Source organism: Mesobacillus persicus, from assembly GCF_900109925.1.
Classification (GTDB): domain Bacteria; phylum Bacillota; class Bacilli; order Bacillales; family Cytobacillaceae; genus Mesobacillus_B; species Mesobacillus_B persicus.
This window is the reverse complement of the sequence record NZ_FOBW01000021.1, coordinates 27,773-50,609: the sequence shown is the minus strand read 5'-3', so window position 1 is coordinate 50,609 and position 22,837 is coordinate 27,773. Positions and strand designations below refer to the sequence as shown.

Sequence of the window (22,837 nt, the reverse complement as noted above, 5' to 3'; positions counted from 1 at the left end):
CTTTAGAACTTTTAAAAGTGGGCGTTGTTCTAGGCATTAAAAATGAGTTAGAACTGGATAGGTTTGAGCATTGACTAAGAGTATAATGTACATAAAAAACGCCTATCCATCCTAGTGGGTAGGCGTTACGCTATACACTTAACAAATGAAGGGATTCATAATAATCCATCAGTTGTATAGTTTCTAAACTTTACGCGGCATTTTATCTTAGGGTCTAAATAGACATATTTCTTATTCTCTTCGGTAATGTAATCCCTGTACTGGCTGTAAAATATTTTTTTCGCTTCTGGTGTCATAACCCTTTCTCATCACGGTTATGTAAGTGTCTATATATATTGATTATTTATTACTTTTACCCAGTCCTTGGAACCCTTTGTACTTTGGTATTTTTAAGATGCATTTTTAAGAACAATTCTTTCTAGGACTTTATGTTTAACCACATTAAATTAAGCTTCCCCATGGCCGCCAAGCTGGATTGAACTAGAATGAGGTGATTAGAAGGTCTTTTCTTTACAATAGAGGCAATATAACCTTGAATTAGCTTAACGTGGAGCGCATGCTTTGAACAAAGGTAGTAAGCGGTTTAAATTCAGCTAGGCTCCACCAACTTTTTATGATATAATTTTCATAGGTCTTTCAGGACTAGATGTTTAAAAATAATATTACCGCGGGGTGGAGCAGTCCGGTAGCTCGTCGGGCTCATAACCCGAAGGTCGCAGGTTCAAATCCTGCCCCCGCAACCAATTTAAGTTTTTGTGTAAGCTTTTAAATTAGGTCCGGTAGTTCAGTTGGTTAGAATGCCTGCCTGTCACGCAGGAGGTCGCGGGTTCGAGTCCCGTCCGGACCGCCATTTAAAACACTAAACCATATTTTTGGAGGGGTAGCGAAGTGGCTAAACGCGGCGGACTGTAAATCCGCTCCTTCGGGTTCGGCGGTTCGAATCCGTCCCCCTCCACCATTTAAGTAGGCCTATCATACATATTTTTCTTTTACTATTGTTCCGCAGTAGCTCAGTGGTAGAGCAATCGGCTGTTAACCGATCGGTCGTAGGTTCGAGTCCTACCTGCGGAGCCATTTTTATTTGAATTAAGCCCGCCTATATAGTGGTTATCTCAGTCCCGAAGATTTAACGGTTTAAAAATATACATATATGAATTTACTGTGGCTATACATGGGTGCGTGGTTTTCTTTATGCAAGACATTGAGTAGCTCAGAACTTAAAATCGACAAGCATAAGTGCCTGTCGATTTTTTTAATTCGTATAAACACAAGCGCTTTGTTCCCCTTCAGATTTTTTATGTATTGAATATCATAAGAGGTTCAATCCGAAGGTTTTTGGGGACTTGCAGTTCGTTTAGTATCGAGTTGGTTGTTTCATCTTGATACACTTTTTCCAATAAGTAAGAGATCAGTTCCTCATTATTATCGTTTTTGATATTTCCAATCATGGCAACCCAAAAATCATTATTTTCTTTGTGGAACCTTATGGTGTAGACCCTTTTGCCATTCGGAATAACAATCCGAATATCTAACTCATTCACAACTTTTAAAATGATTTCATTATCCATATCATTACCTTTCTCTAAAAGAGACTTTTATTTTGTACAAACAGTAATTCCGATAGGATACCAGTTTTCATCATATTGTGTCGGTTCAATTAACACACCTTTTTGTCCATAAAATTTCACATTTGTATACCCATTAAACAAGTTTTTGAATTCATCAACAGTAAGCTGATGAACATGGAAAGCCGAGCCACATGGTTTTCCTCGACCTTTACCAAATGGAGTAGACAGAATCAAAACGCCACCTGGTTTTAATAATTGATAAACATTAGAAAGGAATTGTTGTTCTTCTTCAATATGTTCAATCGTCTCAAAGGAAACAATGACATCAAAGAGTCCCAACTTTTGAGGAAGTAGGGGATCTACTGCATTTTCGCAGCGATATTCAACAAGTGGGTGGTTATACCGCCCCTTTGCATATGCAACTGTACTGGGATCACAGTCTACTGCAACGATAGTTTCAATTCTTTTTTTCCCTAACTTAGCAAGCATTTGAGAGCCGAACCCCGAGCCGCTGGCCAAATCTAATACTCTCCCCTTAAGATAATGGGTGCTAAATTGGTATCTTGCAATATGTTCAAGTAACAGCCCGTTCGTGGGTTTCATGAAATCGGGAATAACACGTTCACCTGAATCTTCAATTTTCATTTTTTACCTCTCCTTCGACCTCCTCTTACGCTTATTGGAAAATAAACGAACCAATTCTTCATTCATTCTAACAAAAACGTCCAATACTTTGTAGTTAAATGTAAAAATAGTGTAAGAATGCTTCATTAATTATAAATTTTCTTTCTTATAAAGCAAATAAGGGGATTATAGAGGAAATAAGTGAAAAACAGTAATTTAACCGCTTTTACTATTGATATTTTGATAGGAGAAATATGTTATGATTCTTTATGTCTAAAGCGGCTCGGCTTTGATGAGAGTTCAAAGTCAAAAAAATTCAAAGACAATAGAGGAGTTGGAATCTTTAATGTTTAAAAATATGTTGTTAGCTTATGATGGTTCGGAAAATGCATTTAGAGCAGCTGAGAGGGTAGCTTTTTTAGCAGAAAATACTGCAGGGTCAAGCATTACTATCGTGTATGTTGTTGATAGTGCCACCTCAAAAGAAGATGTTCTTCATTTATCGTCCAAAGAAGTAATTAATGAATCTAGGAAACAACGTTTGAAAAAAGTCGAGGATTTCTTCGATAGAAAAGGAATCTCTTATACCCAGCAAATTTTGCACGGAGAAGCACCAGAGGAAATTGTTGGGTTTGCCAATTCAAAGGATTTTGACTTAGTTGCAGTTGGAAGTAGAGGTTTAAATGGGCTACAAGAGATGGTGTTAGGAAGCGTGAGCCACAAAGTAGCTAAGCGTGTCAAAGCTCCTGTTATGATTATAAAATAAAAATAGGACCTCAATAGGGGTCCTATTTTTATTTTTTTGGCTGTGTTAAACGTGCTGTTCATTTTCCGCTCCATAAACAGTGTGTAAAATCAAAAAATGTACTTTAACACAGCTATTTTTTTGGCCCCTAAATAATTACTGAAAAGTCAGAAAACAATTGAAAGCGCTTTATTTAATTGATATTATTAATGAAAGGGAGGGTGAAAATGTTTAAAAATATACTTTTGGCTTTTGATGGCTCTGAGCATTCCTTACGGACAGTCTCGAAAACAATTGATATTGCAAAATTAACAAGAGATTCAAAGGTTTGGGTATTGTATGTCCTGTCAGATGATAAAACAAAAACTGAAGTGCTAAATCTTTGGGAAGCGAAAGGAATAAAAGAGGAGCGCTTAGAAAGATTTAAGGTAGCTGAGGAAACTGCAAAAAGAAACGAAGTACAATATGAAATTAAACTTATAAGAGGGAATCCCGAATCTAAAATTATTGAATTTGCAGACCAAAATCAAATCGATATAATTGTCATTGGTTCTAGAGGGCTAAATCCACTTCAGAGTATGATGTTAGGAAGTGTCAGTCACCGAGTGATGAAAAAAGCTTCATGTCCTGTCATGATTATTAAATAGAAAATTGATCATTTTTCAGGGCGCTTAAGTAGCGCTTTTATTTTTTTATATTATAAAATAGATATATGGTATGACCAATTATCATAGGAAGAAATTTATGGTAAAGGTTGTTTATAATAATAATGCTCAAATTGAATAGAATAAAAACAGGTCTAATTGATTTTTTTGTTAAACGTAATTCTTCGTTATTCCTCACTTTCTTCGATATATCCTCTTTTAATTGATTCCATGTTTTATTAGCTTATATAGAAAGGAGACCTAATGCTAAACACAAAAATAATATGCAGTTTGGGAAATGTATCTAAATCCCTATTTAGTATGCTAGAACTAGTAAACAAAGGAATGGATTTTACATTACTATGTCCGGCAAAAGATGGTTTTTTAAGGCTCGAACAAAGGATGAAAACACTAGAGGAAGCCGTGCAAATGACTGAAAAAAAACTGAAAAATATTTTAATGCTATCACCTATCCATAAGGGTGGCGAAGAAAGAAGTGTAAATCGAACCGAAGTCATACGCGAAATTAAATGGGGAGAAAACCTTGGGGTAAAATATATTATTTGTTCAAACATTCATAGTGGTTTTGATGTTTTGGAGTATAGAAGAATAATAGAAAATACAGTGAAAACCTCAAGTGAAATCATTTTGATTGCAAAAGTTGGAAACAGTGAAAGTATTAAAAATATAAATGAAATACTTGAACAGTCAGATGGAATTCTTTTAGATAAGCAAGAAATGGGTCAACATTTTAAGACGATGCAAATCCCATTAATTATTAAAGCAGTGGCTTTTTCATGTAACGAAAGCGGGAAACCAGTGATTTTACAGGATGAATTTAATATTAATGAATATAAAAGAATAGCCAATATGTTTATTTTTGACCATCTCGATGGTTGTTCTTTTTCCCTAAACAAGGGTTCTGGATTGCGACAAGAGGAAGTTATTCACCGATTTACGGGGTTCTTAATAGCAGAAAACAGGCGTTCAAGGAAAATCAATGAAAGCAAACGATCTGAGTTGAACAGCATGTCGAATGTAATTCATTTGGTAGAGAGTAGTGAGGCAAAGGCAATTGTTTTGCAGACAAAAGAAGGAACCAGTGCGGAAGAGTTATTAAACTTACGCCTTCCTATCCCTATCATAACCATTACTGCAAATAAGCGTTTAGCATATCGGTTTAGCCTTTATCGTGGGTCCATAACTTTGGTATCAGAACGATCGAATAGTAAGGAAATAATAGAAGAGGTGAAAAAGGTTTTCCCTCTAATGATTGGTGATCGAGTTGTATATATAGATGATTCTGTTAATGACAAAGGTAATCATTCCTTCGAAATAAAGGTCATTGGTAAGGAATTAGGGTATGGTTATGGAATTGGAGGTTCGATTCTAACTGGAAGAGTATTTATAGCTAACGGAGCTTTTCATGAAAATACAATGGCTTTCGGGGATGTATTAGTCATACCAAACCAAGAAACCCAGGTGCGTGCTGAGCTTATTCGAAAAGCTTCTTTGGTCATTACGGAGGAAAAGAGTTTGAATTCCTTTGAAGCCGTTGTCGGTCTGAACCTAGATAAGCCAATGGTTTTAGGGGCAGGTGGTGTATCCAATATCATACATGGAGAGGTAGTTACGGTCGACACATATAGCGGTATTATTTATCAAGGGAAAAGTTGATTGTAGAGCGGAGATTAAATGGATACAAGGGATAGATCAATAAGAACTAATAAGTTATTAAAAAGGATTTGACAATGTATCCTGTCAGGTCTTTTTTTTATGGTTGAATTGACCTTATATATACTAAATTATAAATGGTTATATTTGATTATAAATAAATGTGAAGTTTTTGTGAACGAGAGTATAAGCCAGAATTTGAAAGGAACTTAAAGAAAACATGTGATGACTGACGCTTACATGCCGTTTTGGATTTAATTGAAAGGATGCTATTATGCAGGTACGCAAAACGGACTGACTTTTGTGAGAGTCAAAAGTCAACAAAAAAAATAATAGAGGTGGAAAAATGTCAAATTTGAAACAACAATGGTTTGGAAATATAAAAGGGGATGTATTATCTGGAATTGTAGTTGCGTTAGCACTTATTCCGGAAGCTATCGCCTTCTCCATTATTGCAGGTGTGGATCCAATGGTTGGTTTATACGCCTCCTTCTGTATAGCTGTAGTTATAGCGTTTGTAGGGGGACGTCCGGGAATGATTTCTGGTGCAACAGGAGCCATGGCTCTTCTGATGGTGACGTTGATTGCTGACCATGGCTTACAATATCTATTGGCAGCAACCATTTTGACAGGGATTATTCAATTTCTATTCGGTGCATTAAACCTTGCGTCTATCATGAAATTTGTACCTCGGTCAGTAATGGTTGGGTTCGTTAATGCTTTAGCCATTATGATCTTTACATCACAGCTTCAGCATTTTGTTGGGGAAACGTGGGTCATGTACGCACTTGTTGCTTTGACTTTAGTCATTATATATATGTTACCGAAAATTACGAAAGCAGTACCATCAACTTTAGTAGCTATTATTGTTGTTACAGCTATCGTAATATTTGGGGGAATTGGAGTTCGTACAGTTGGTGATCTAGGTTCATTAACTCAATCGTTACCTGTGTTTTTAATTCCTTCAATTCCACTTACGATTGAAACGTTAATGATTATATTCCCGTACTCCCTTGCGCTTGCGATTGTTGGGATGTTGGAATCACTGCTTACAGCAAATATTGTGGACGATATGACCGACACAGGAAGTAATAAGAATAAAGAAATCCGTGGTCAAGGCTATGCCAATATTGTGACTGGGTTCTTCGGAGGGATGGCTGGCTGCGCTATGCTAGGCCAATCTGTTATTAATGTGAAATCAGGCGGATATGGTCGGTTATCTTCATTAGTAGCTGGTATCTTTCTAATGTTTTTAATCATTGTTTTGGGTGGGGTTGTCGTACAAATTCCAATGGCCGCATTAGCTGGGGTAATGATCATGGTTGCAATTGGAACTTTCGATTGGAGCTCATTGAGATCCCTTCATAAAATTCCGAAATCTGATGCGGTTGTTATGATTGTAACGGTTGCCGCTGTTCTTTATACACATGATTTATCAAAAGGGGTCCTAGCTGGTGTTGTATTAAGTGCTATTTTCTTTGCAGCCAAAATTTCGAAAGTGCATATAGAGGAAACACTAGTAAATGGAGGGACAAAGAAAATTTACAAAGTACGAGGACAAATATTCTTCGCTTCTGTTACCGATTTACTCAATAAGTTTAGCTATAAAGATGACGTAAAAGAGGTTGTCATTGATTTAACTCAAGCACATCTTTGGGATGATTCAGCTATCGGGGGCCTTGATAAAATTGAAATGAAGTTTGAACAAAACAATATTGATGTTACCTACGTAGGGTTAAATAAAGAGAGTAAAAATCTGAAGAAAAAGATTGGTGGGTTATCCAAAGCATCGGGACATTGATAGCAATGAATCAATTAATCTATGAGACTCGAGGTAGCAACTCGGGTCTTTCTTTGTTCAGTTAACCAGTAGATTAATCGTATTTTTATTCGTGTAGAAGGAGGAATCAACGGATGTATAGAAGCGGACTTGTGCTAGAAGGTGGTGGAATGAGAGGGGTTTATACAGCGGGTGTTTTGGAGTATTTTATGGAAAAGCAATTATATTTTCCTTATATAATAGGAGTTTCTGCTGGTGCATGTCATGCAGCTTCCTACATTTCAAGACAAGCTGGGCGGAATCAGCAGGTGACCATTGGCTATGTTAATCATCCTGACTATATTTCCGTGCGCAATCTTATCCTGAAAAAGGAATTGTTTGGAATGGACCTTATTTTTGATAAGATTCCAAATAATCTTGTTCCCTTCGATTTCCAGACGTTTACCAAGGCTAGAGAAAAGTTCTTTATTGGTACAACCGATTGTGAAACAGGAGATCCAGTCTATTTCGAAAAAGGTTTATATGGAGATAATATTTTAAAGATTATAAGGGCATCTAGCTCCCTTCCGTTTATGGCTCCAGCTATCGAATTTGAGGGAAGAAAGTTAATGGATGGAGGTATTTCAGATCCAATCCCCATCCGAAAGGCTTTGGGTGATCGAGTTCAGAAAAATGTTCTCATCCTTACAAAGCCAAAGGGTTACAGAAAGAAGAAGTCTTCCTTTACTGGATTGACCAATTATTTTTATAAAGATTTTAAAGGGTTGACAAAGACCCTTGAGACTCGCTTTGAAATATATAATGAGACACTCGAATTTATTGAAGACCTTGAGTCTAACAAAGAGGTTTTTGTCATTAGGCCACAAAAAGATTTAAAGGTTGGTCGAGTAGAGCGTAATCAAGTAAAGCTAAGCCAATTATATGAACAAGGTTATAAAGATGCCCAGAATACTTACGACAGTTTAATTGAGTGGTTGGGTGGAATTAAACTTTAAATCATTTTTGGCCATTCTGGACAGGTAAGAACCCACAGGAGAGGGGCTCACCTCCTGCCCGCGGAAACGAAGCGCCTGGAACAGAAATCAACAGCACCTTTTCCTAAACCAAACCAAAAAAGACTATAGACAAGCTCGATTCTTTACGGGTTTGTCAACATTTTGAAATATAAAAATAGGCCTTCGGGTTAGATCTTGGGGTGAAACATTTGTAATTAAGTTCCTTAGATACATTTTCAAGCCAATATATACACTTTAGGACTGCTTGTTTTGTAAAACAACTTTTCATTTATGATATTATATACTTATGTTAATGGTTTGGAGGTGTCGTTATGTCTAAAGAAATTATGACTGTTTCACAAGTGGCCGAATACTTACAATTAAGCGAAATGACAACATATAAATTAGTTCAGGAAGGGAAAATACCTGGATTTAAAATAGGAAGACACTGGAGAGTTAAAAGAGAAGATTTAGATGAATTTATTGAACAATTAAAAAATGGAGAAAGAATTTAAGAAAATAGACCCCAAAAGGACTTTTTTAGCCCTTGGGGTCTATTTTTATTTTCTGTAAAATGTGGTCATCGTGTATTGATTTTAATGTAAGGGTTAACATTATTTCACCACTTTTCTTTGTTTTAAATCTTTTCGGTGCACAAGTTCAATGTATTTAGGATTATTAAGTTTTTTTATTTTACAATAGCCGGCATCACTGACATAAAGAACCAAATGTTTAGCGTCATTATACATAATAATATCATTTGGCTTTATCAAAGAATCACCCACTTTCATTCAACTTTTTAAAAGGACGAGTAGCATAAATGATTCCTTTTCCATCACAATTTCTACACTTTTTTACGGATAATATTCCTTTAAATAAGGACTTTTTTCCTTTCCCCTGACAATAGCAACATAAAAATTTAAAAGCCATTAAATCCCCCTTTAGTTTATTTTAATTGACCTGAAGTATTACTAATTAAATTTGGCAACCTCATCTTTATAAAATTACCAAATGAGTTCGTGTAATGTTGTTACCTAATATGATAGTGGACTTTAAAAACGATAATGGGGAAGAAGAGGGTTTCGTTATCGAATTACTTAAAAGGCGAAAAAACTTTTCGTTCTATAATATGCAAACGGTTTATCCAGAATTTATTTAATATTAGCTTAACACACAACATGAATGTTTTGTAGTGAGGCATGTCTTCAAGCTTTATATTGCATTTTTTTGGAATTGCTATTATGTGGTATTTTACCCCAGACATTATTCTAAATCAGAATATCCATACTACGAAAAAGGGAGGTAAGAAGATGGAACAGATGAGCTATAAGGATTCATGGTTTAGCAACATAAAGGGGGATTTATTATCTGGAATTGTCGTGGCATTAGCACTAATTCCAGAAGCGATTGCTTTTTCGATTATCGCAGGGGTTGATCCAATGGTGGGTTTATATGCTTCCTTTACGATTGCAGTAGTCATCGCTTTTGTAGGTGGACGGCCAGGGATGATATCTGGGGCAACCGGTGCGATGGCTTTATTGTTTATAAATCTAGTTGCCGAGCATGGACTTCAGTATTTACTTGCCGCGACAATCCTAACGGGCATATTTGAAATTCTGTTTGGGGTTTTTAAGCTTTCAAGATATATGAAATTTATTCCAAGATCGGTGATGGTGGGGTTTGTCAACGCATTAGCGATTATGATATTCACCTCACAATTGCAACACTTTGTAGGAGAGACATGGATTATCTATGTTTTGGTTGCCTTAACCTTGGCTATAATCTATTTATTGCCGTATGTTTTTAAAGCAATCCCTTCAACATTAGTTGCCATAGTCGTTGTAACTGCTATTACCATTTTTATGAATATAGGTGTAAGAACCGTTGGAGATATGGGGACAATCTCAAGAACTTTACCCGTTTTTCTCCTTCCTGATATCCCACTTAACCTTGATACTTTAATGATTATTCTTCCTTATTCATTAGCTTTGGCTTTAGTCGGTTTATTGGAGTCGTTACTGACAGCTGCAATTGTGGATGATATGACGGACACTGGTAGCAATAAAGATACAGAAAGTAGAGGACAAGGAATTGCCAATATCGTCACAGGATTTTTTGGTGGAATGGCTGGGTGCGCCATGATAGGACAATCTGTCATTAATGTCAGTTCAGGCGGTAGGGGAAGATTATCTTCGTTATTTTCAGGTGTTTTTCTGATGCTGTTGATTGTCGTTTTGGGTGACATCGTGGTAAGAATCCCAATGGCAGCGTTAGCGGGTGTCATGATTATGGTCTCAATCAGTACATTTGATTGGAACTCCATTAAAACATTGTATCTATTACCTCGAACAGATGCCTTTGTGATGATTGTCACTGTCTTGACGGTCGTTTTAACGCATAATTTAGCTATCGGGGTGTTTACTGGAATTTTGCTTAGTGCCATCTTCTTTGTATCAAAGATATCCAAAGTGGAGGTAAATAGTACCCTAGAAAGAAAGACGCGGATATATAAGATAAGGGGACAGCTATTCTTTGCATCCGTTACAGAGCTACTAGAAAAATTTGATTATAAAGAAGAAATTCAATTTGTGGAGCTTAATTTACGTAGAGCACATCTCTGGGATGATTCGGCCGTAGCAGCCGTAGATAAAATCATTAATAAATTTGAAGAAAACGGCAAACAAGTCGAAGTAACCGGATTAAATGAGGATAGTTCTGAATTAGTTGAAAAACTTGCAAATAAACTCGGATCTCATTAAGGAGTGGTCATATGTATAAAAAAATTCTTTTGGCAACCGATGGATCAGAACATTCAAAACGAGCAGGAGAACATGCCATATCAATGGCATTGTGTACAAAAGGCTCAAAGATTGAGATGGTATATGTTGTTGACAGTGATAAGTCCAAGACTGATGTTTTAAATAATTGGAACTCAGCTGACATAGGAGATAAAAGAAAAGATCGGATTCGGCATGTAGAGCAACGAATGAAAGAGTCAGCAGTTCAGTTTGAAACAAAAATTTTACACGGTGAACCAGGTCCAACAATTGTAGATTATTCCAATAAAAATGGTGTAGATGTCGTTATCATAGGCAGCAGAGGATTAAATGCCTTACAGGAACTCGTCTTAGGAAGTGTTAGTCATAAGGTAGCAAAAAGGGCTGAGTGTCCCGTTTTAATAGTAAAATGACGGAAGTGGTATGATACCATTTCTTTTTTTTTATAAAAATAATAAAGAAAGAGATGGAGATTTCTTATAATAATTTCTTACTGATAAAAAGCTTTGCTTTTTTAGCTCTTTCAGAAGGTTGTTTTAAAATTCTAATTATGTTATATTCAAGGTGTTTTTTCCACGTTTATCCTCTTATTACCTCTGTAATCTTATTTTTTTCTACCATACATAATGAAAGATTAAAATTAAATAGTAAAAGGGATGTGAGAATAAAGAAATATGAAGAATGACAAAATCGCTTCAGTATTTGACCATCCTGATTATCAAGCTGAAGTAGAGTATTTAGAATTTACAAAAGTGTATATTAACATGATTCTTGAAAGTTCTACCGGAAACAAAGAAAATTTTAAAGAGAACATCAAGCAGGCATTTGTTGATTTAGATTATTTAGATAGCAGTTTAAGCTATATCAATATTTTGACCAATGCTAAATTTCTTGAAATGGCCGAAACTCAGTTGGGAAGACTTCAAAGTATCCTAAATAACCCTTATTTTGCACGAATCAATTTTCAGAGAGAAGTTGATGGGAAGGAGGAGCTCCTTTATATTGGTAAGACTTCGCTTTATGATCGAGAAAATCAACTGCCGATTATTATTGATTGGCGCTCTCCCATTGCAAATGTTTATTATGATGGCAGATTAGGGACGGTCTCCTATGAAGTAAATGAAGAAGAACGGGAAGGCTACTTATCGCTCAAAAGGCAATACAAAATTGAGGATGGAATGTTAAAAGATATCCGCGATGTGGACCTCACCACTCATGATGAACTATTGCAGGAATCTTTGGCAGGTAAAGCAGATAACCGGTTGACAGAAATTGTTTCGACCATACAGAAGGAGCAAAATGATGTGATTCGCGCTTCTCTACAGCATCCTATCATTGTTCAGGGAGCAGCTGGAAGTGGAAAGACGACCATTGCTCTTCACCGAATTTCCTATTTTCTCTATATCGCTGGTGAGAATTTTCAACCAGAAAAATTAATGATATTGGCACCGAATCGTTTGTTCATTGATTATATATCGGATGTTCTCCCAGAGCTTGGTGTAGATAAAATTAAACAAACAACATTTGTTGATTACATGAAGGCATGCTTAGGCGAGAAAATAAAAATCGCACCCACAAATGACAAACTTTTATCGCTAGTTGAAGGGGCGGAGAATGCAGACAATATCAAATGGATTTCATCCTATAAAGGTTCTTTAGCATTTCGAGATCTGTTGGACAAGTATTTAAAAGACATTGAGAAATCAACGGCTCCATCAGAGGACTTTATGCTTGAAAAGTACCGTTTAAAAAAGGGAGAGAATCTTAAACGATTATTCTTGAAGGAGTATAAATATTTACCTATCTACAACAGGCTAGATAAAATAAAAGGGTTATTATCGAACCACCTTAAAACCAAAAAGAAAATGATCTTAACAAAGCTTGAGGAAAAATACGATGATGCCTTAGAAAAGGCTCTTTATAATATGAAAGATGCCTCTAAAAGGAAGAAAAAAGTGAGTCATCTCCTTGATCAGAAAGAACAGCGACTTGAGACAATAAAAGCTGAGGGAAAAGTAGCTGTTAAAAACTATATGAAAATGTTTAAACCAAGCAATATTTTCACGCTATATAAAGAATTAATGACATCACCAGTAAAATTAATGGACTATTCATCCCTTAATGAGTCAGAGGCTACCCAACTATCAACCTATTGTACACATCTTTTTAAGAAGAAGGTTTTCGAACTTGAAGACTTAGCCCCCTTATATTATTTGAAAACAAAGCTGACTGGAATTGACGATGAATATAAAATGAAAAGCTTCTTTATTGATGAGGCTCAAGATTACAGTTATTTTCAGCTTTTCGCATTAAAAGAAGGGTCCGGTACCGATTTATTTACGATTGTAGGCGACCTTGCGCAGGGGATTCATTCTTACCGGGGAAACAATAGTTGGGAACCGGTATTAAAGGATATTTTTCCTTCAGCAAATTATCATTCTCTTCGAAAGAGTTACCGTACAACAGTCGAAATTATGGAATTAGCAAATGATGTCCTTGCAGTTATGAAAGAAGATTTACCAAGAGTTGAGCCAGTTGTCCGGCATGGACCAAAACCAATCTTTGCACAAGTGAATCCTAAAAATACAAATGAATTGGTTACTTTATTGAAAAAAAATGTGGATGAACTTTATAAACAAGACTTAAATTCAATTGCGATTATTGGGAGAACCGAGAAAGAATGCAAGGTGCTTGCCAACCTTTTAGGAGCAAGCGATGTTAAAACCCAGTTGTTAGATGAAATGATGGATATGAAGAAGGGGTATGTTTCGATTGTACCATCCTATTTGTCAAAGGGATTGGAGTTTGATGCAGTAATAATGGTAGCGTTAAATGAAAAGTATACAAATGAAGAACTTGATATTAAGTTACTGTATGTCGCCATGACAAGGCCGATGCACCGATTGTACTTATATGGACGAGCACCCTCTGATTTCTTGCTAGATGAAGTAAATGAAAACCATTATCAAGTGATGGATTGAAACGAAATGAAAATAAGATAAATAAATGACATGTTTAGATGAATACCAAAGTTCAATAGTGTTGAACGATGGTCCCCTTAGTTCCTCGTTTTGGGGTGAATTCATTATAAAATGTTACATTTATGAGGAGATGGGGAAATGAAATTTAAGAATCAGGAAATTAAAATTTTTGCCTTAGGTGGACTTGGAGAAATTGGTAAAAACACGTATGTAATTGAGTATAAAAATGAAATGGTCCTTGTGGATTGTGGGGTTAAATTCCCTGATGATGATCTTTTTGGAATTGATTATGTCATTAATGATTATTCTTACCTCATAAAGAATCAGGAAAAGCTTAAAGGGATTTTTATTACTCATGGACATGAAGATCATATAGGTGGACTTCCGTTTTTATTTCGTGATCTCAAAGCACCCATTTATGGTGGAGAATTTGCCCTGGAATTGATCAAGAGTAAGATGGTTGAACATAAAATTAAGGGTTCACAATACCATTTGATCTCTGGCGATTCTGAAATCAATTTTGACCATCTAAAGGTAAGGTTTTTTCGTACGACCCATAGTATCGCCGATTCCTTTGGAGTAGTCATTACGACTGCGGAAGGAAATATCGTTCACACAGGTGATTTTAAATTTGACTTAACACCGTCGGGGAAGGAAACGGATTTTCATAAGATTGCTGATATAGGACGAGAGGGGGTACTTTGCCTACTGTCGGACAGTACAAATAGTGAGGTTCCGGGATTTTCAATATCCGAGCAGAGGGTAGGGGAAGCAATAGAAGATATTTTTCGGACCACGGACGGAAGGATCATCTTTGCCACATTCGCTTCCAATATCGATCGTATTCAGCAGGTGGTAAAGTCCTCCTTAAAATATAATCGGAAAATCGCAGTTATTGGGCGAAGTATGGAAAAAACGATTGAGATTGGAAGGAAGTTAGGGTATATATCGGCACCTGATGATACCTTTATCGATGTAAACCAAATCAACCGAACGTTAAGTAGTGAAGTGACAATTATTTGCACAGGTAGCCAAGGGGAGCCAATGGCGGCGTTATCACGTATTGCGAATGGGAGTCATCGTGATGTAAAAATCATTCCGGGAGATACCTTTGTTTTCTCATCATCCCCAATCCCAGGGAATGAATTAAGTGTCAATCGAGTAACGAATCTCATCGACCGTGCTGGTGGGCATGTCATTCACCACAAAATCAGCGAAGTACACGCGTCAGGGCATGGAAAGCAAGAAGAGCAGAAGTTAATGCTTCGCTTATTAAATCCTACATTCTTTTTCCCAATTCACGGGGAATATCGGATGTTGCAGTCACATGTGAAGTTAGCAGTTGAATGCGGCGTACCGAAAGAAAATTGCTTTATTCTAGATAATGGTGATGTTTTAGAATTAACGGCTAAAGGTGCAAAGGTATCAGGTAAAATTCCAGCCTATCCTGTTTATGTTGATGGAAGTGGAATAGGAGATATTGGTAACATTGTATTGCGTGATCGTCGAATCCTTTCGCAGGAGGGCTTAGTTATCATAACGATGAATATCAGTCCACAAAATAAAAAGTTAATGAAACGACCAGTCGTGGTGACAAGAGGCTTCGTTTATGTGAGGGAAGCAGAGGGTCTTATAAGAGAAGTGGAAGAGCGCGTCTCGGATACTGTGATTACTCAATTAAACGATGGAATGGTAAGGTGGTCAGAACTGAAAAAAAAGGTGATTGATGATATCCAACCGTTTTTATTTGACAAAACAGGTCGGAGACCAATGATTTTACCGATTATCATGGAAGTTTAGTCTTTACCAAATTTGATTAATGGGATACTGCCGATATCTGTTGGGGTTTTAAACCGATATTGGATAGTATCCTTTTATAGTTGTACGGTAGGACTAGTCAAAAGATATAATTCTCAACTTTCCAGATATCGGTATAAGGTAGATTTACTTATTCCAGTCTCTTTTTTTATCTCGGCCAAGCTATATTCATTACTACGATACATGGCGATTGCTCGGACTACTTCACTCTCAGATTTCTTTGGTCGACCGGTATGAACCCCTTGTTGTTTTGCTTTATTTAAGCCCTTTTTTGTGTTTTGACTAATAAGATCACTTTGGAACTCTAAGAGATGTTTAGCGATATTAATAAAGGAATAACTAGAATCTATTTTTGTATCAATTCCTTCTGTTAGAGATTGGAATATAGCACCTTTTACTTCAATAACTTCCAACAGTTCAACTAGATGACGCATGGAGTCGGCCAAAACTAAAAGTTTGGTCACGACGATGGTGTCACCTTGCTGCAGATTCTTCATTATATTTTCGAGTTCTACCCTTGAATCATTTGATGAAGAATCAGTCTCTTTTATAATGACGTCGCATTCAATATTTGTTAGTATCTTTTGCTGTTCCTCAGCACTTAGATCTTCATGGTAAGTGCGAATATATCCAATAATCATGTATGTTTCACCTCTCTTGTCCTTCTTTTAATAGCATAGCATAAAATATATCGTCCCAAAATTGTTCATTTTTGGGACGATTCGTGTTAAACTTCTAATATTGCTGATTTTAGGGAAACAAAAACACTGAAACAGTATTTTTGTGCTCAAACCCTATAGTGTCCCATCCTCTGGGAAGAGATAGGAGCTGAATTCAATTTTTCTTTTTTGTTATTCGTATATTAGTAACTTAGTAGACTAAAAAAGTGAATACTAAGTCTCAGTGATAAATAGGAGGTACAAGGAAGGTGCAAATGAAAATTAGCTCGAAAACTAAACACAGGACAATTAATAACTATATTAGCTTTTTCTTTTTAGCTGTAGTCTTACTATGGTTAAAAACGTATATAGTTCAATTGACTCAATTTGATTTAGGTGTAGGAAATACTTTACAGCAGATATTGTTATTCTTAAACCCTCTAGGGTCTTCTCTTTTTTTCTTAGGACTGGCCTTTTTATTTAAAGGCCGAAAGAAGTACATTTGGCTAATCATTATTTATTTTCTATTAACATTTCTATTATTTGCTAATGTTATGTTTTATCGATTTTTTAATGATTTTATTACATTACCCACGCTTTTTCAAACACAGAATTTTGGTGATGTAAGTGGCAGTATTGTTACGCTGTTTAAACCATATGACTTCCTGTTCTTTCTAGATATCCTTGTTTTAATTGGACTACTTGTTTTTAGGTTTGTAAAAATCGAAAACATAAACATAGGGCGTCGGAAGATTGCGGCCCTATTGTGCCTGGCACTAGGTATTTCAGCGTTAAATCTTGCTCTAGCAGAGGCCGATCGTCCACAATTGTTAACAAGGGGATTTGACCGTAATTATATTGTTAAATATCTAGGGATGTATAACTATACCATTTATGATGCAGTTCAAAGTACAAGAGCATCTGCCCAAAGGGTTTTAGCCGACAGTGATGATTTAACCGAAACAATTAACTTCACTAGGTCTAACCATGCTGAGCCCAATCCTGAATATTTTGGTGTTGGTAAAGGGATGAATGTGATTTTAGTTCATCTAGAATCAATTCAAGAGTTTTTGATTGATTATGAATTGCATGGGGAAGAAGTTACACCATTCCTAAATTCATTAACTATGGAAGAAAATACGCTTTATTTCGATAACTTCTTTCATCAAACAGCACAAGGGAAAACCGCCGACGCCGAGTTTATTCTATCTAATTCCTTACTTGGATTACCTCAGGGCTCTGTTTTCACAATCAAAGGGTTAAATACGTACCAAGCAGCTCCCGCCATTCTAGATCAACAAGGATATACATCAGCAGTTTTCCACGGAAACACAGGAAGCTTTTGGAATCGCGATGAAGTTTATAAATCTTTAGGATATGATTATTTCTTTGATTCAAGCTACTATGAAATGATTCCAGATCAACTAGCGGATTACGGGCTAATGGATAAGCCGTTTTTTGAACAATCTATACCAATGTTGGAAACAATGCAACAACCATTTTATTCGAAATTCATTACAGTGACTCATCATTATCCATTTAGTATGGATCCGGATGAGGCTACAATAGAGCGACATACAACCGGTAATAAATCGGTAGATAACTATTTTCAGACTGCTCGATATGCAGACGAAGCCCTGGAACAATTTTTTGCTGATTTAAAGGAATCAGGATTGTACGACAATTCCATTATTGTCATGTATGGTGACCATTACGGAATTTCACAAAATCATAATAAAGCGATGGAAACAGTTCTTGAAAAAGAAGTCACTCCGTTTGTAAGTAAAGCGGAGTTACAACGTGTGCCATTATTCGTTCGAGTACCAGGTATAGAGGGTGGAGTAAATCATGAATATGGTGGACAAATGGATATTCTTCCAACGTTGCTTCACTTGTTAGGGATTAATACAAAGGATTATGTACAGTTAGGAACGGATTTATTAGCGGAAAACCACGACGAAATCGTGCCTTTCCGCAATGGAGACTTTGTTAGTCCAACAATTACATTTGTCGATGGAAACTTTTACGATTCAAAAACAGGAAGGCTTTTGGAGGAGGAAGCTCAAATAGAGAGGGCGAAAAAGTATCAGGAAATCGCTGAGCAAAAACTAGAACTTTCTGATCAAGTGGTGAATGGAGATTTACTAAGGTTCTATACACCTGAGAACTTCACACCGGTAGATCGATCATTATTTAACTATCACCCTTCCCAGAACGATTTTCCTAATTAAAGACGTTTCTTTTTAGAAGGCTACCTTAGAATGGGGAGCCTTCTATTTTTATATTCATAATGAATTATCTTGGGGGTATGTTTTTATAAACTTTTTTTAAATATTATAGAGTTATATAGAAATCTTGAGTTAAAAAGAGCAATCCTATGATAATTAAAGTTGTGTGCGTTTACATGCGATTTCACAAAAATGTCACAATCATTTATAATCTCCTTTGTTATCAACGGACCCGACTTTCATGAGAGTTGAAAGTCATAAGTACAAAAATAATTTTAATATAAGAAAGAGGTGCCGATTTGAATTTAAGTACAATTAAATATGAATGGTTCGGGAATATCAAGGGGGATGTTCTAGCAGGGATGGTTGTCGCAATGGCTTTGATTCCAGAAGCAATTGCCTTCTCTATTATCGCAGGAGTGGACCCTATGGTTGGATTATACGCATCTTTCTGTATAGCGGTTGTTATTGCGTTTGTTGGTGGAAGGCCAGGGATGATTTCCGCTGCTACAGGGGCAACGGCGTTACTGATGGTAACCTTAGTTGCGGAGCATGGTTTACAATATCTACTTGCGGCAACCATACTAACCGGAGTGCTTCAAATTGTGATGGGGGTACTGAAACTAGGACGTTTAATGAAATTTGTGCCACGATCTGTTATGGTCGGATTTGTTAACGCACTTGCGATCTTGATTTTCACGTCGCAATTGCCGCACTTTGTTGGGGAATCTTGGGTTATGTACGCAATGGTCGTTGGTGCACTTGCAATTATCTATATCTTACCCCGATTTACAAAAGCTGTTCCCGCTCCATTAGTTGCAATTGTGGCCATTACGGCGATTGCCATTTTTACTGGTAGCAATGTGCGCACAATAGGAGATATGGGGAATTTAACTCAAGCTTTACCAATTTTCTTAATTCCGGATATTCCGTTGAACTTTGAGACATTACAAATTATTTTCCCTTATGCTTTATCTATTGCGATTGTTGGATTAGTGGAATCATTGCTAACAGCAAGTATTGTGGACGACATGACTGACACAACAAGTGATAAGAACAAGGAAGCAAGAGGGCAAGGAATTGCGAATATAGTTTCTGGCTTTTTCGGTGGAATGGCTGGCTGTGCCATGATTGGTCAATCCGTCATTAATGTAAAATCTGGAGGAAGAGGTCGACTTTCTTCAATAGTTGCTGGGGCTTTCTTAATGTTCTTGATCCTAGTATTAAACGATTTTCTTGTGCAAATTCCTATGGCAGCTTTAGTTGGTGTTATGATTATGGTTTCGATCGGTACGTTTGATTGGGCATCTTTAAAAAGCCTTCGCAAAGTACCTGTAACTGATACGATTGTAATGGTTGGGACTGTTATTACAGTTCTCATGACTCATGACCTATCTAAAGGAGTTTTAGTAGGAATCATCCTGAGTGCTATCTTCTTTGCTTCAAAGATCTCTAAAGTGAAGGTAACGACTTTAGCTTCAGAAGGATCGAATAAAAAGGTATACCGAGTATCTGGACAATTGTTCTTTGCCTCTGTGACAGAATTTGTTGAAAGTTTTGATTACAACGAAAAGGTTAAAGAAATTAATTTAGACTTAACACAAGCTCACTTATGGGACGATTCAGCAGTAGGAGCAATCGATAAGATTGTTATTAAATATCACCAAAACGGTGTAAAAGTAAATCTTATCGGTCTTAATAAAGAGAGCAATAAATTAGTTGAAAAGTTGGCCGTTCATAATAAACCAGGTGGACTTGAAAAAGTTGTTGGACATTAATAATGGTAAAAGCACACTGATAAATAAATCTCAGTGTGCTTTTTTGTGTCTCCTTTTAAAATATTTAAAATCACCAAACGAATTACTTCCAGTTTTCTTAAAGAAAGAACATAAGACAAGATAAAAACCAGAGGCCTCACGCATATTCTCCAATGAGGTGTTTACATCATGAGAGTTAACTATGCAGAAAAAGGCACGTTTAATGCTGAGAAAGCCGCAAGGGGATTAATTGAATTAACGAATAAAATTAAAAAATCAAATGATAAAGATAAAAAGGGTAATGACAAAGTAAGCTAAACTCGGGTCCTTTTAGGACCGAGTTTTCTTTTTGTATAAACGACCTCGGATTTTAATTAGCGTCTTTTTGCCCTAACAACCAATAAAAATAACAAATTAACAACGTGAAATGGCTCGATGGCTTGTACGAATAGGATATCAATAAGGGTCAAGGGCTGTATCTAGAATCTTCTAGCCTATTGCCGTTAGATGAATATGAAGGAAAGCTCCTTGAAAAAGAGCATATTTGATATAGAATATAAGTTTTTTTTTCGGTGATGTTGTCCCAGGTGAAAGGATATGGCTCCGATTTATTTAAAATCGTCGGATTCCGAACCGGAATTTGCCGCTACAAGGAAGACTCCTGGGAGGATATCATTTATGAGCTTTCGCGTATTAAAGACGGAGAATGGCTCGAAGCCGGGGAAGAGGAATTAACGCTTATCGCAGACGCCGAAAGTGCCGATGTTTTCATCAAGAAGTTTGGCTTATTGTGGAACACAGACAAAAAAAGTCTACCTGCTCCATTAGGATGAAAAGCAATCTTCGTCGAGAAAAAAATCGGAAAAAGAGGGAGTTGCGGAAAAAGGGGCATGAAAAAGAGTCTAATCGACAGCATACTTGATATTTACAATGATTACCGAATTCTATACTTGTGGTTTGGAGATGAAGAGTATGCCGATGTGATGAAAGTCGTGTTACGAAAGCTTGCTATGATTGTAAATAATGATGATAAAGTCATGTTTAAGCATTAGCAACTAGCTGATAACATCTTAGAGTGAAATTAGTCCAGTGAAAAAAAGGGTTAATAATGGTTGAAGACAGGTGAATTGTTGAAAAACTAACAGCAACTCACAAAGGAATAGAAAGAACAATTCTCTTGTGGCCGTTTTAAGTTGGCTAATACAAGGTCCTTTGGTTTTTGGCCAAAGCGGGGCTGAAATGGATTTAAAATAAAAGTGAAAGAGTCTTAAGGATGGGATTACAATGGTTCCATCCTTTTATATGTTTACATTAAAGGCGTTAAGGATTGTACTTACACTAACGGGGCGTAATATGGAATAAGAAAATTCTCATTTTCTAAATGCATAGTAGACTTATACTGTGCAATAAATGGTCATTTTTAGGCGACTTTGTGCATGAATGTACTTAAGCTAACGGGTCAGGCTAGTGTAAGAAGAAATTCATTCCAAATACTTTCCAAAAAAGGTAATATGAGATTGAACTAAAGTTATAGGGGAAGCATTTAAACCTCGGGAAAATTGCAAACGAAAACTTTTTAAATTTGAAAGTATCTTAAAGAAAATCGGTTTCACGATTAATAAAAGTGGTCGATTAAGAGGTAGATAATTAAACTAATTGGGGTATTGTATATGTGGAAAATTGTTAAAGGTTACGATGATTACATTGTAAATGAAAAAGGTGAAGTAAGACACGTTAAAACCGATAATGTTGTGAAACAGAAAAATGTTAAAAGTGGTTATAACAAAGTTCGATTGAAAGTTGGTTTCAGATACAAAGAAGAATATGTTTGTGTAATCGTGTATAATTCCTTTGCGAATAAGGGAGTTTGGTTTCCAGAGCATATAAAACATATTGATGGTAACTTATCTAATGATAGATTTACTAACTTAAAACATGTTGGTTGGGGTTCGAAAGAAGAACAAAGAAAAGAAATTGAAATAAATTTTGTAAAGGAAAGTGAAGAGTGGAAAGAAATTAAAGACTATACTAATTATTATGTGAGTAAAGGCGGTGAAGTTTTTAGTTCTAAAACAAATAAAGTTATAAGTCAAAGTATTAATACAAGTGGTTATAGGACTGTTAATATATCTGTTGACGGAAAGAGGAAACGTTTATTGGTTCACAGATTAGTTGCAGAAGCATTTATTCTTAATCCTGAAAATAAGCCAGTTGTTAACCATATTGATTGCAACCGAAGTAATGCAAGCGTTGATAATCTGAAATGGGTAACATATAGTGAAAACTCTATTCACATGGTTAATAGTTATAATAGTCCTTACCAAATTGTTACTGAATTATATGATAAAGAAGGCAATTTTATAGACTCTTTTCCTTCTAATTCAAGGTGCATCAATTATATAAAACAATTGCCACAAGTGAAGAAGTACATGGAAGGAAATGAAACAGGGTTTTATCCATTTGAGTTTGAGAAAGATTCAGAAGGTAACTATAATTTTGAAGTTATTAAACTTACAATATCATTAACTGACATAAATTAATTGGAGTGTTGTAAATCTAATGCCCGCCATTTTTTATTGAATGAGAT

General features: G+C 36.1%; 19 protein-coding genes and 4 tRNA genes. 20 read left to right on the top strand and 3 right to left on the bottom strand.

The features are described from left to right. Positions 1–666: 666 nt before the first annotated feature. The 4 genes from BMX30_RS20775 (at position 667) to BMX30_RS20760 (ending at position 1,074) form a co-directional block, all read left to right on the top strand. A tRNA-Met gene (locus BMX30_RS20775) sits at positions 667–743 on the top strand. 30 nt (positions 744–773) lie between these two features. Next, positions 774–850, top strand: a tRNA-Asp gene (locus BMX30_RS20770). Positions 851–874: 24 nt separating this feature from the next. Next, positions 875–958 (top strand) — tRNA-Tyr (locus tag BMX30_RS20765). Positions 959–999: 41 nt separating this feature from the next. Beyond that, positions 1,000–1,074 (top strand) — tRNA-Asn (locus BMX30_RS20760). A 221-nt stretch (positions 1,075–1,295) separates the two neighbouring features. Here the strand turns inward: BMX30_RS20760 and BMX30_RS20755 are convergent. Both BMX30_RS20755 and BMX30_RS20750 read right to left on the bottom strand, forming a co-directional pair. After that, positions 1,296–1,568 carry a hypothetical protein gene (locus tag BMX30_RS20755; protein ID WP_090749936.1) on the bottom strand — a complete coding sequence of 91 codons (273 nt, stop codon included), beginning with the start codon at positions 1,566–1,568 and terminating at the stop codon, positions 1,296–1,298. A gap of 27 nt (positions 1,569–1,595) precedes the next feature. Next, complete coding sequence (locus tag BMX30_RS20750; RefSeq protein ID WP_090749934.1) at positions 1,596–2,213, bottom strand: class I SAM-dependent methyltransferase; 618 nt, start codon at positions 2,211–2,213, stop codon at positions 1,596–1,598. A 325-nt stretch (positions 2,214–2,538) separates the two neighbouring features. Here BMX30_RS20750 and BMX30_RS20745 point away from each other — a divergent pair, with 325 nt between their 5' ends. The 10 genes from BMX30_RS20745 (at position 2,539) to rnjA (ending at position 15,588) form a co-directional block, all read left to right on the top strand. Then, positions 2,539–2,958 (top strand): universal stress protein, encoded by a 420-nt coding sequence (locus BMX30_RS20745; protein WP_090749932.1) that lies wholly within the window; start codon positions 2,539–2,541, stop codon positions 2,956–2,958. Positions 2,959–3,164: 206 nt separating this feature from the next. Continuing rightward, positions 3,165–3,584, top strand: a complete 420-nt coding sequence (locus BMX30_RS20740; RefSeq protein ID WP_090749931.1) for a universal stress protein — start codon at positions 3,165–3,167, stop codon at positions 3,582–3,584. 261 nt (positions 3,585–3,845) lie between these two features. Beyond that, on the top strand, positions 3,846–5,258 hold the full coding sequence (locus tag BMX30_RS20735) for a pyruvate kinase (RefSeq protein ID WP_090749929.1): 1,413 nt from the start codon (positions 3,846–3,848) through the stop codon (positions 5,256–5,258). Between the two features lie 343 nt (positions 5,259–5,601). After that, positions 5,602–7,056, top strand: a complete 1,455-nt coding sequence (locus BMX30_RS20730) for a SulP family inorganic anion transporter (protein ID WP_090749927.1) — start codon at positions 5,602–5,604, stop codon at positions 7,054–7,056. 113 nt (positions 7,057–7,169) lie between these two features. Further along, positions 7,170–8,030 (top strand): patatin-like phospholipase family protein, encoded by an 861-nt coding sequence (locus tag BMX30_RS20725; RefSeq protein WP_090749925.1) that lies wholly within the window; start codon positions 7,170–7,172, stop codon positions 8,028–8,030. A gap of 332 nt (positions 8,031–8,362) precedes the next feature. After that, positions 8,363–8,545: a helix-turn-helix domain-containing protein gene (locus tag BMX30_RS20720; protein WP_090749923.1), complete on the top strand. Its 183-nt coding sequence runs from the start codon at positions 8,363–8,365 to the stop codon at positions 8,543–8,545. Positions 8,546–9,340: 795 nt separating this feature from the next. After that, positions 9,341–10,789, top strand: a complete 1,449-nt coding sequence (locus BMX30_RS20715) for a SulP family inorganic anion transporter (protein WP_090749921.1) — start codon at positions 9,341–9,343, stop codon at positions 10,787–10,789. Between the two features lie 11 nt (positions 10,790–10,800). Further along, complete coding sequence (locus tag BMX30_RS20710; protein WP_090749919.1) at positions 10,801–11,220, top strand: universal stress protein; 420 nt, start codon at positions 10,801–10,803, stop codon at positions 11,218–11,220. 261 nt (positions 11,221–11,481) lie between these two features. Beyond that, entirely contained in the window at positions 11,482–13,788 is a 2,307-nt protein-coding gene (gene helD / locus BMX30_RS20705) for an RNA polymerase recycling motor HelD (protein ID WP_170843962.1), read from the top strand. A gap of 138 nt (positions 13,789–13,926) precedes the next feature. Beyond that, positions 13,927–15,588 carry a ribonuclease J1 gene (gene rnjA, locus BMX30_RS20700; RefSeq protein WP_090749917.1) on the top strand — a complete coding sequence of 554 codons (1,662 nt, stop codon included), beginning with the start codon at positions 13,927–13,929 and terminating at the stop codon, positions 15,586–15,588. A gap of 113 nt (positions 15,589–15,701) precedes the next feature. Here the strand turns inward: rnjA and BMX30_RS20695 are convergent, their stop codons facing one another. Further along, positions 15,702–16,247 carry a recombinase family protein gene (locus tag BMX30_RS20695; protein ID WP_090749915.1) on the bottom strand — a complete coding sequence of 182 codons (546 nt, stop codon included), beginning with the start codon at positions 16,245–16,247 and terminating at the stop codon, positions 15,702–15,704. A 293-nt stretch (positions 16,248–16,540) separates the two neighbouring features. On the opposite strand from BMX30_RS20695, the gene ltaS reads away from it, so the two are divergent. The 6 genes from ltaS (at position 16,541) to BMX30_RS20675 (ending at position 22,790) form a co-directional block, all read left to right on the top strand. After that, positions 16,541–18,496, top strand: a complete 1,956-nt coding sequence (gene ltaS, locus BMX30_RS20690) for a lipoteichoic acid synthase (RefSeq protein WP_090749952.1) — start codon at positions 16,541–16,543, stop codon at positions 18,494–18,496. Positions 18,497–18,792: 296 nt separating this feature from the next. Next, positions 18,793–20,271, top strand: a complete 1,479-nt coding sequence (locus BMX30_RS20685) for a SulP family inorganic anion transporter (RefSeq protein ID WP_090749914.1) — start codon at positions 18,793–18,795, stop codon at positions 20,269–20,271. A 168-nt stretch (positions 20,272–20,439) separates the two neighbouring features. Continuing rightward, a complete protein-coding gene (locus BMX30_RS24180; RefSeq protein WP_280139999.1) occupies positions 20,440–20,568 on the top strand; it encodes a hypothetical protein in 129 nt (42 codons plus the stop codon). Positions 20,569–20,837: 269 nt separating this feature from the next. After that, complete coding sequence (locus BMX30_RS20680; RefSeq protein WP_090749912.1) at positions 20,838–21,083, top strand: hypothetical protein; 246 nt, start codon at positions 20,838–20,840, stop codon at positions 21,081–21,083. Between the two features lie 57 nt (positions 21,084–21,140). After that, positions 21,141–21,302 carry a hypothetical protein gene (locus tag BMX30_RS23690; RefSeq protein WP_170843961.1) on the top strand — a complete coding sequence of 54 codons (162 nt, stop codon included), beginning with the start codon at positions 21,141–21,143 and terminating at the stop codon, positions 21,300–21,302. Positions 21,303–21,920: 618 nt separating this feature from the next. Continuing rightward, positions 21,921–22,790: an NUMOD4 domain-containing protein gene (locus tag BMX30_RS20675; protein ID WP_090749910.1), complete on the top strand. Its 870-nt coding sequence runs from the start codon at positions 21,921–21,923 to the stop codon at positions 22,788–22,790. The last annotated feature ends 47 nt before the right edge of the window (positions 22,791–22,837 follow it).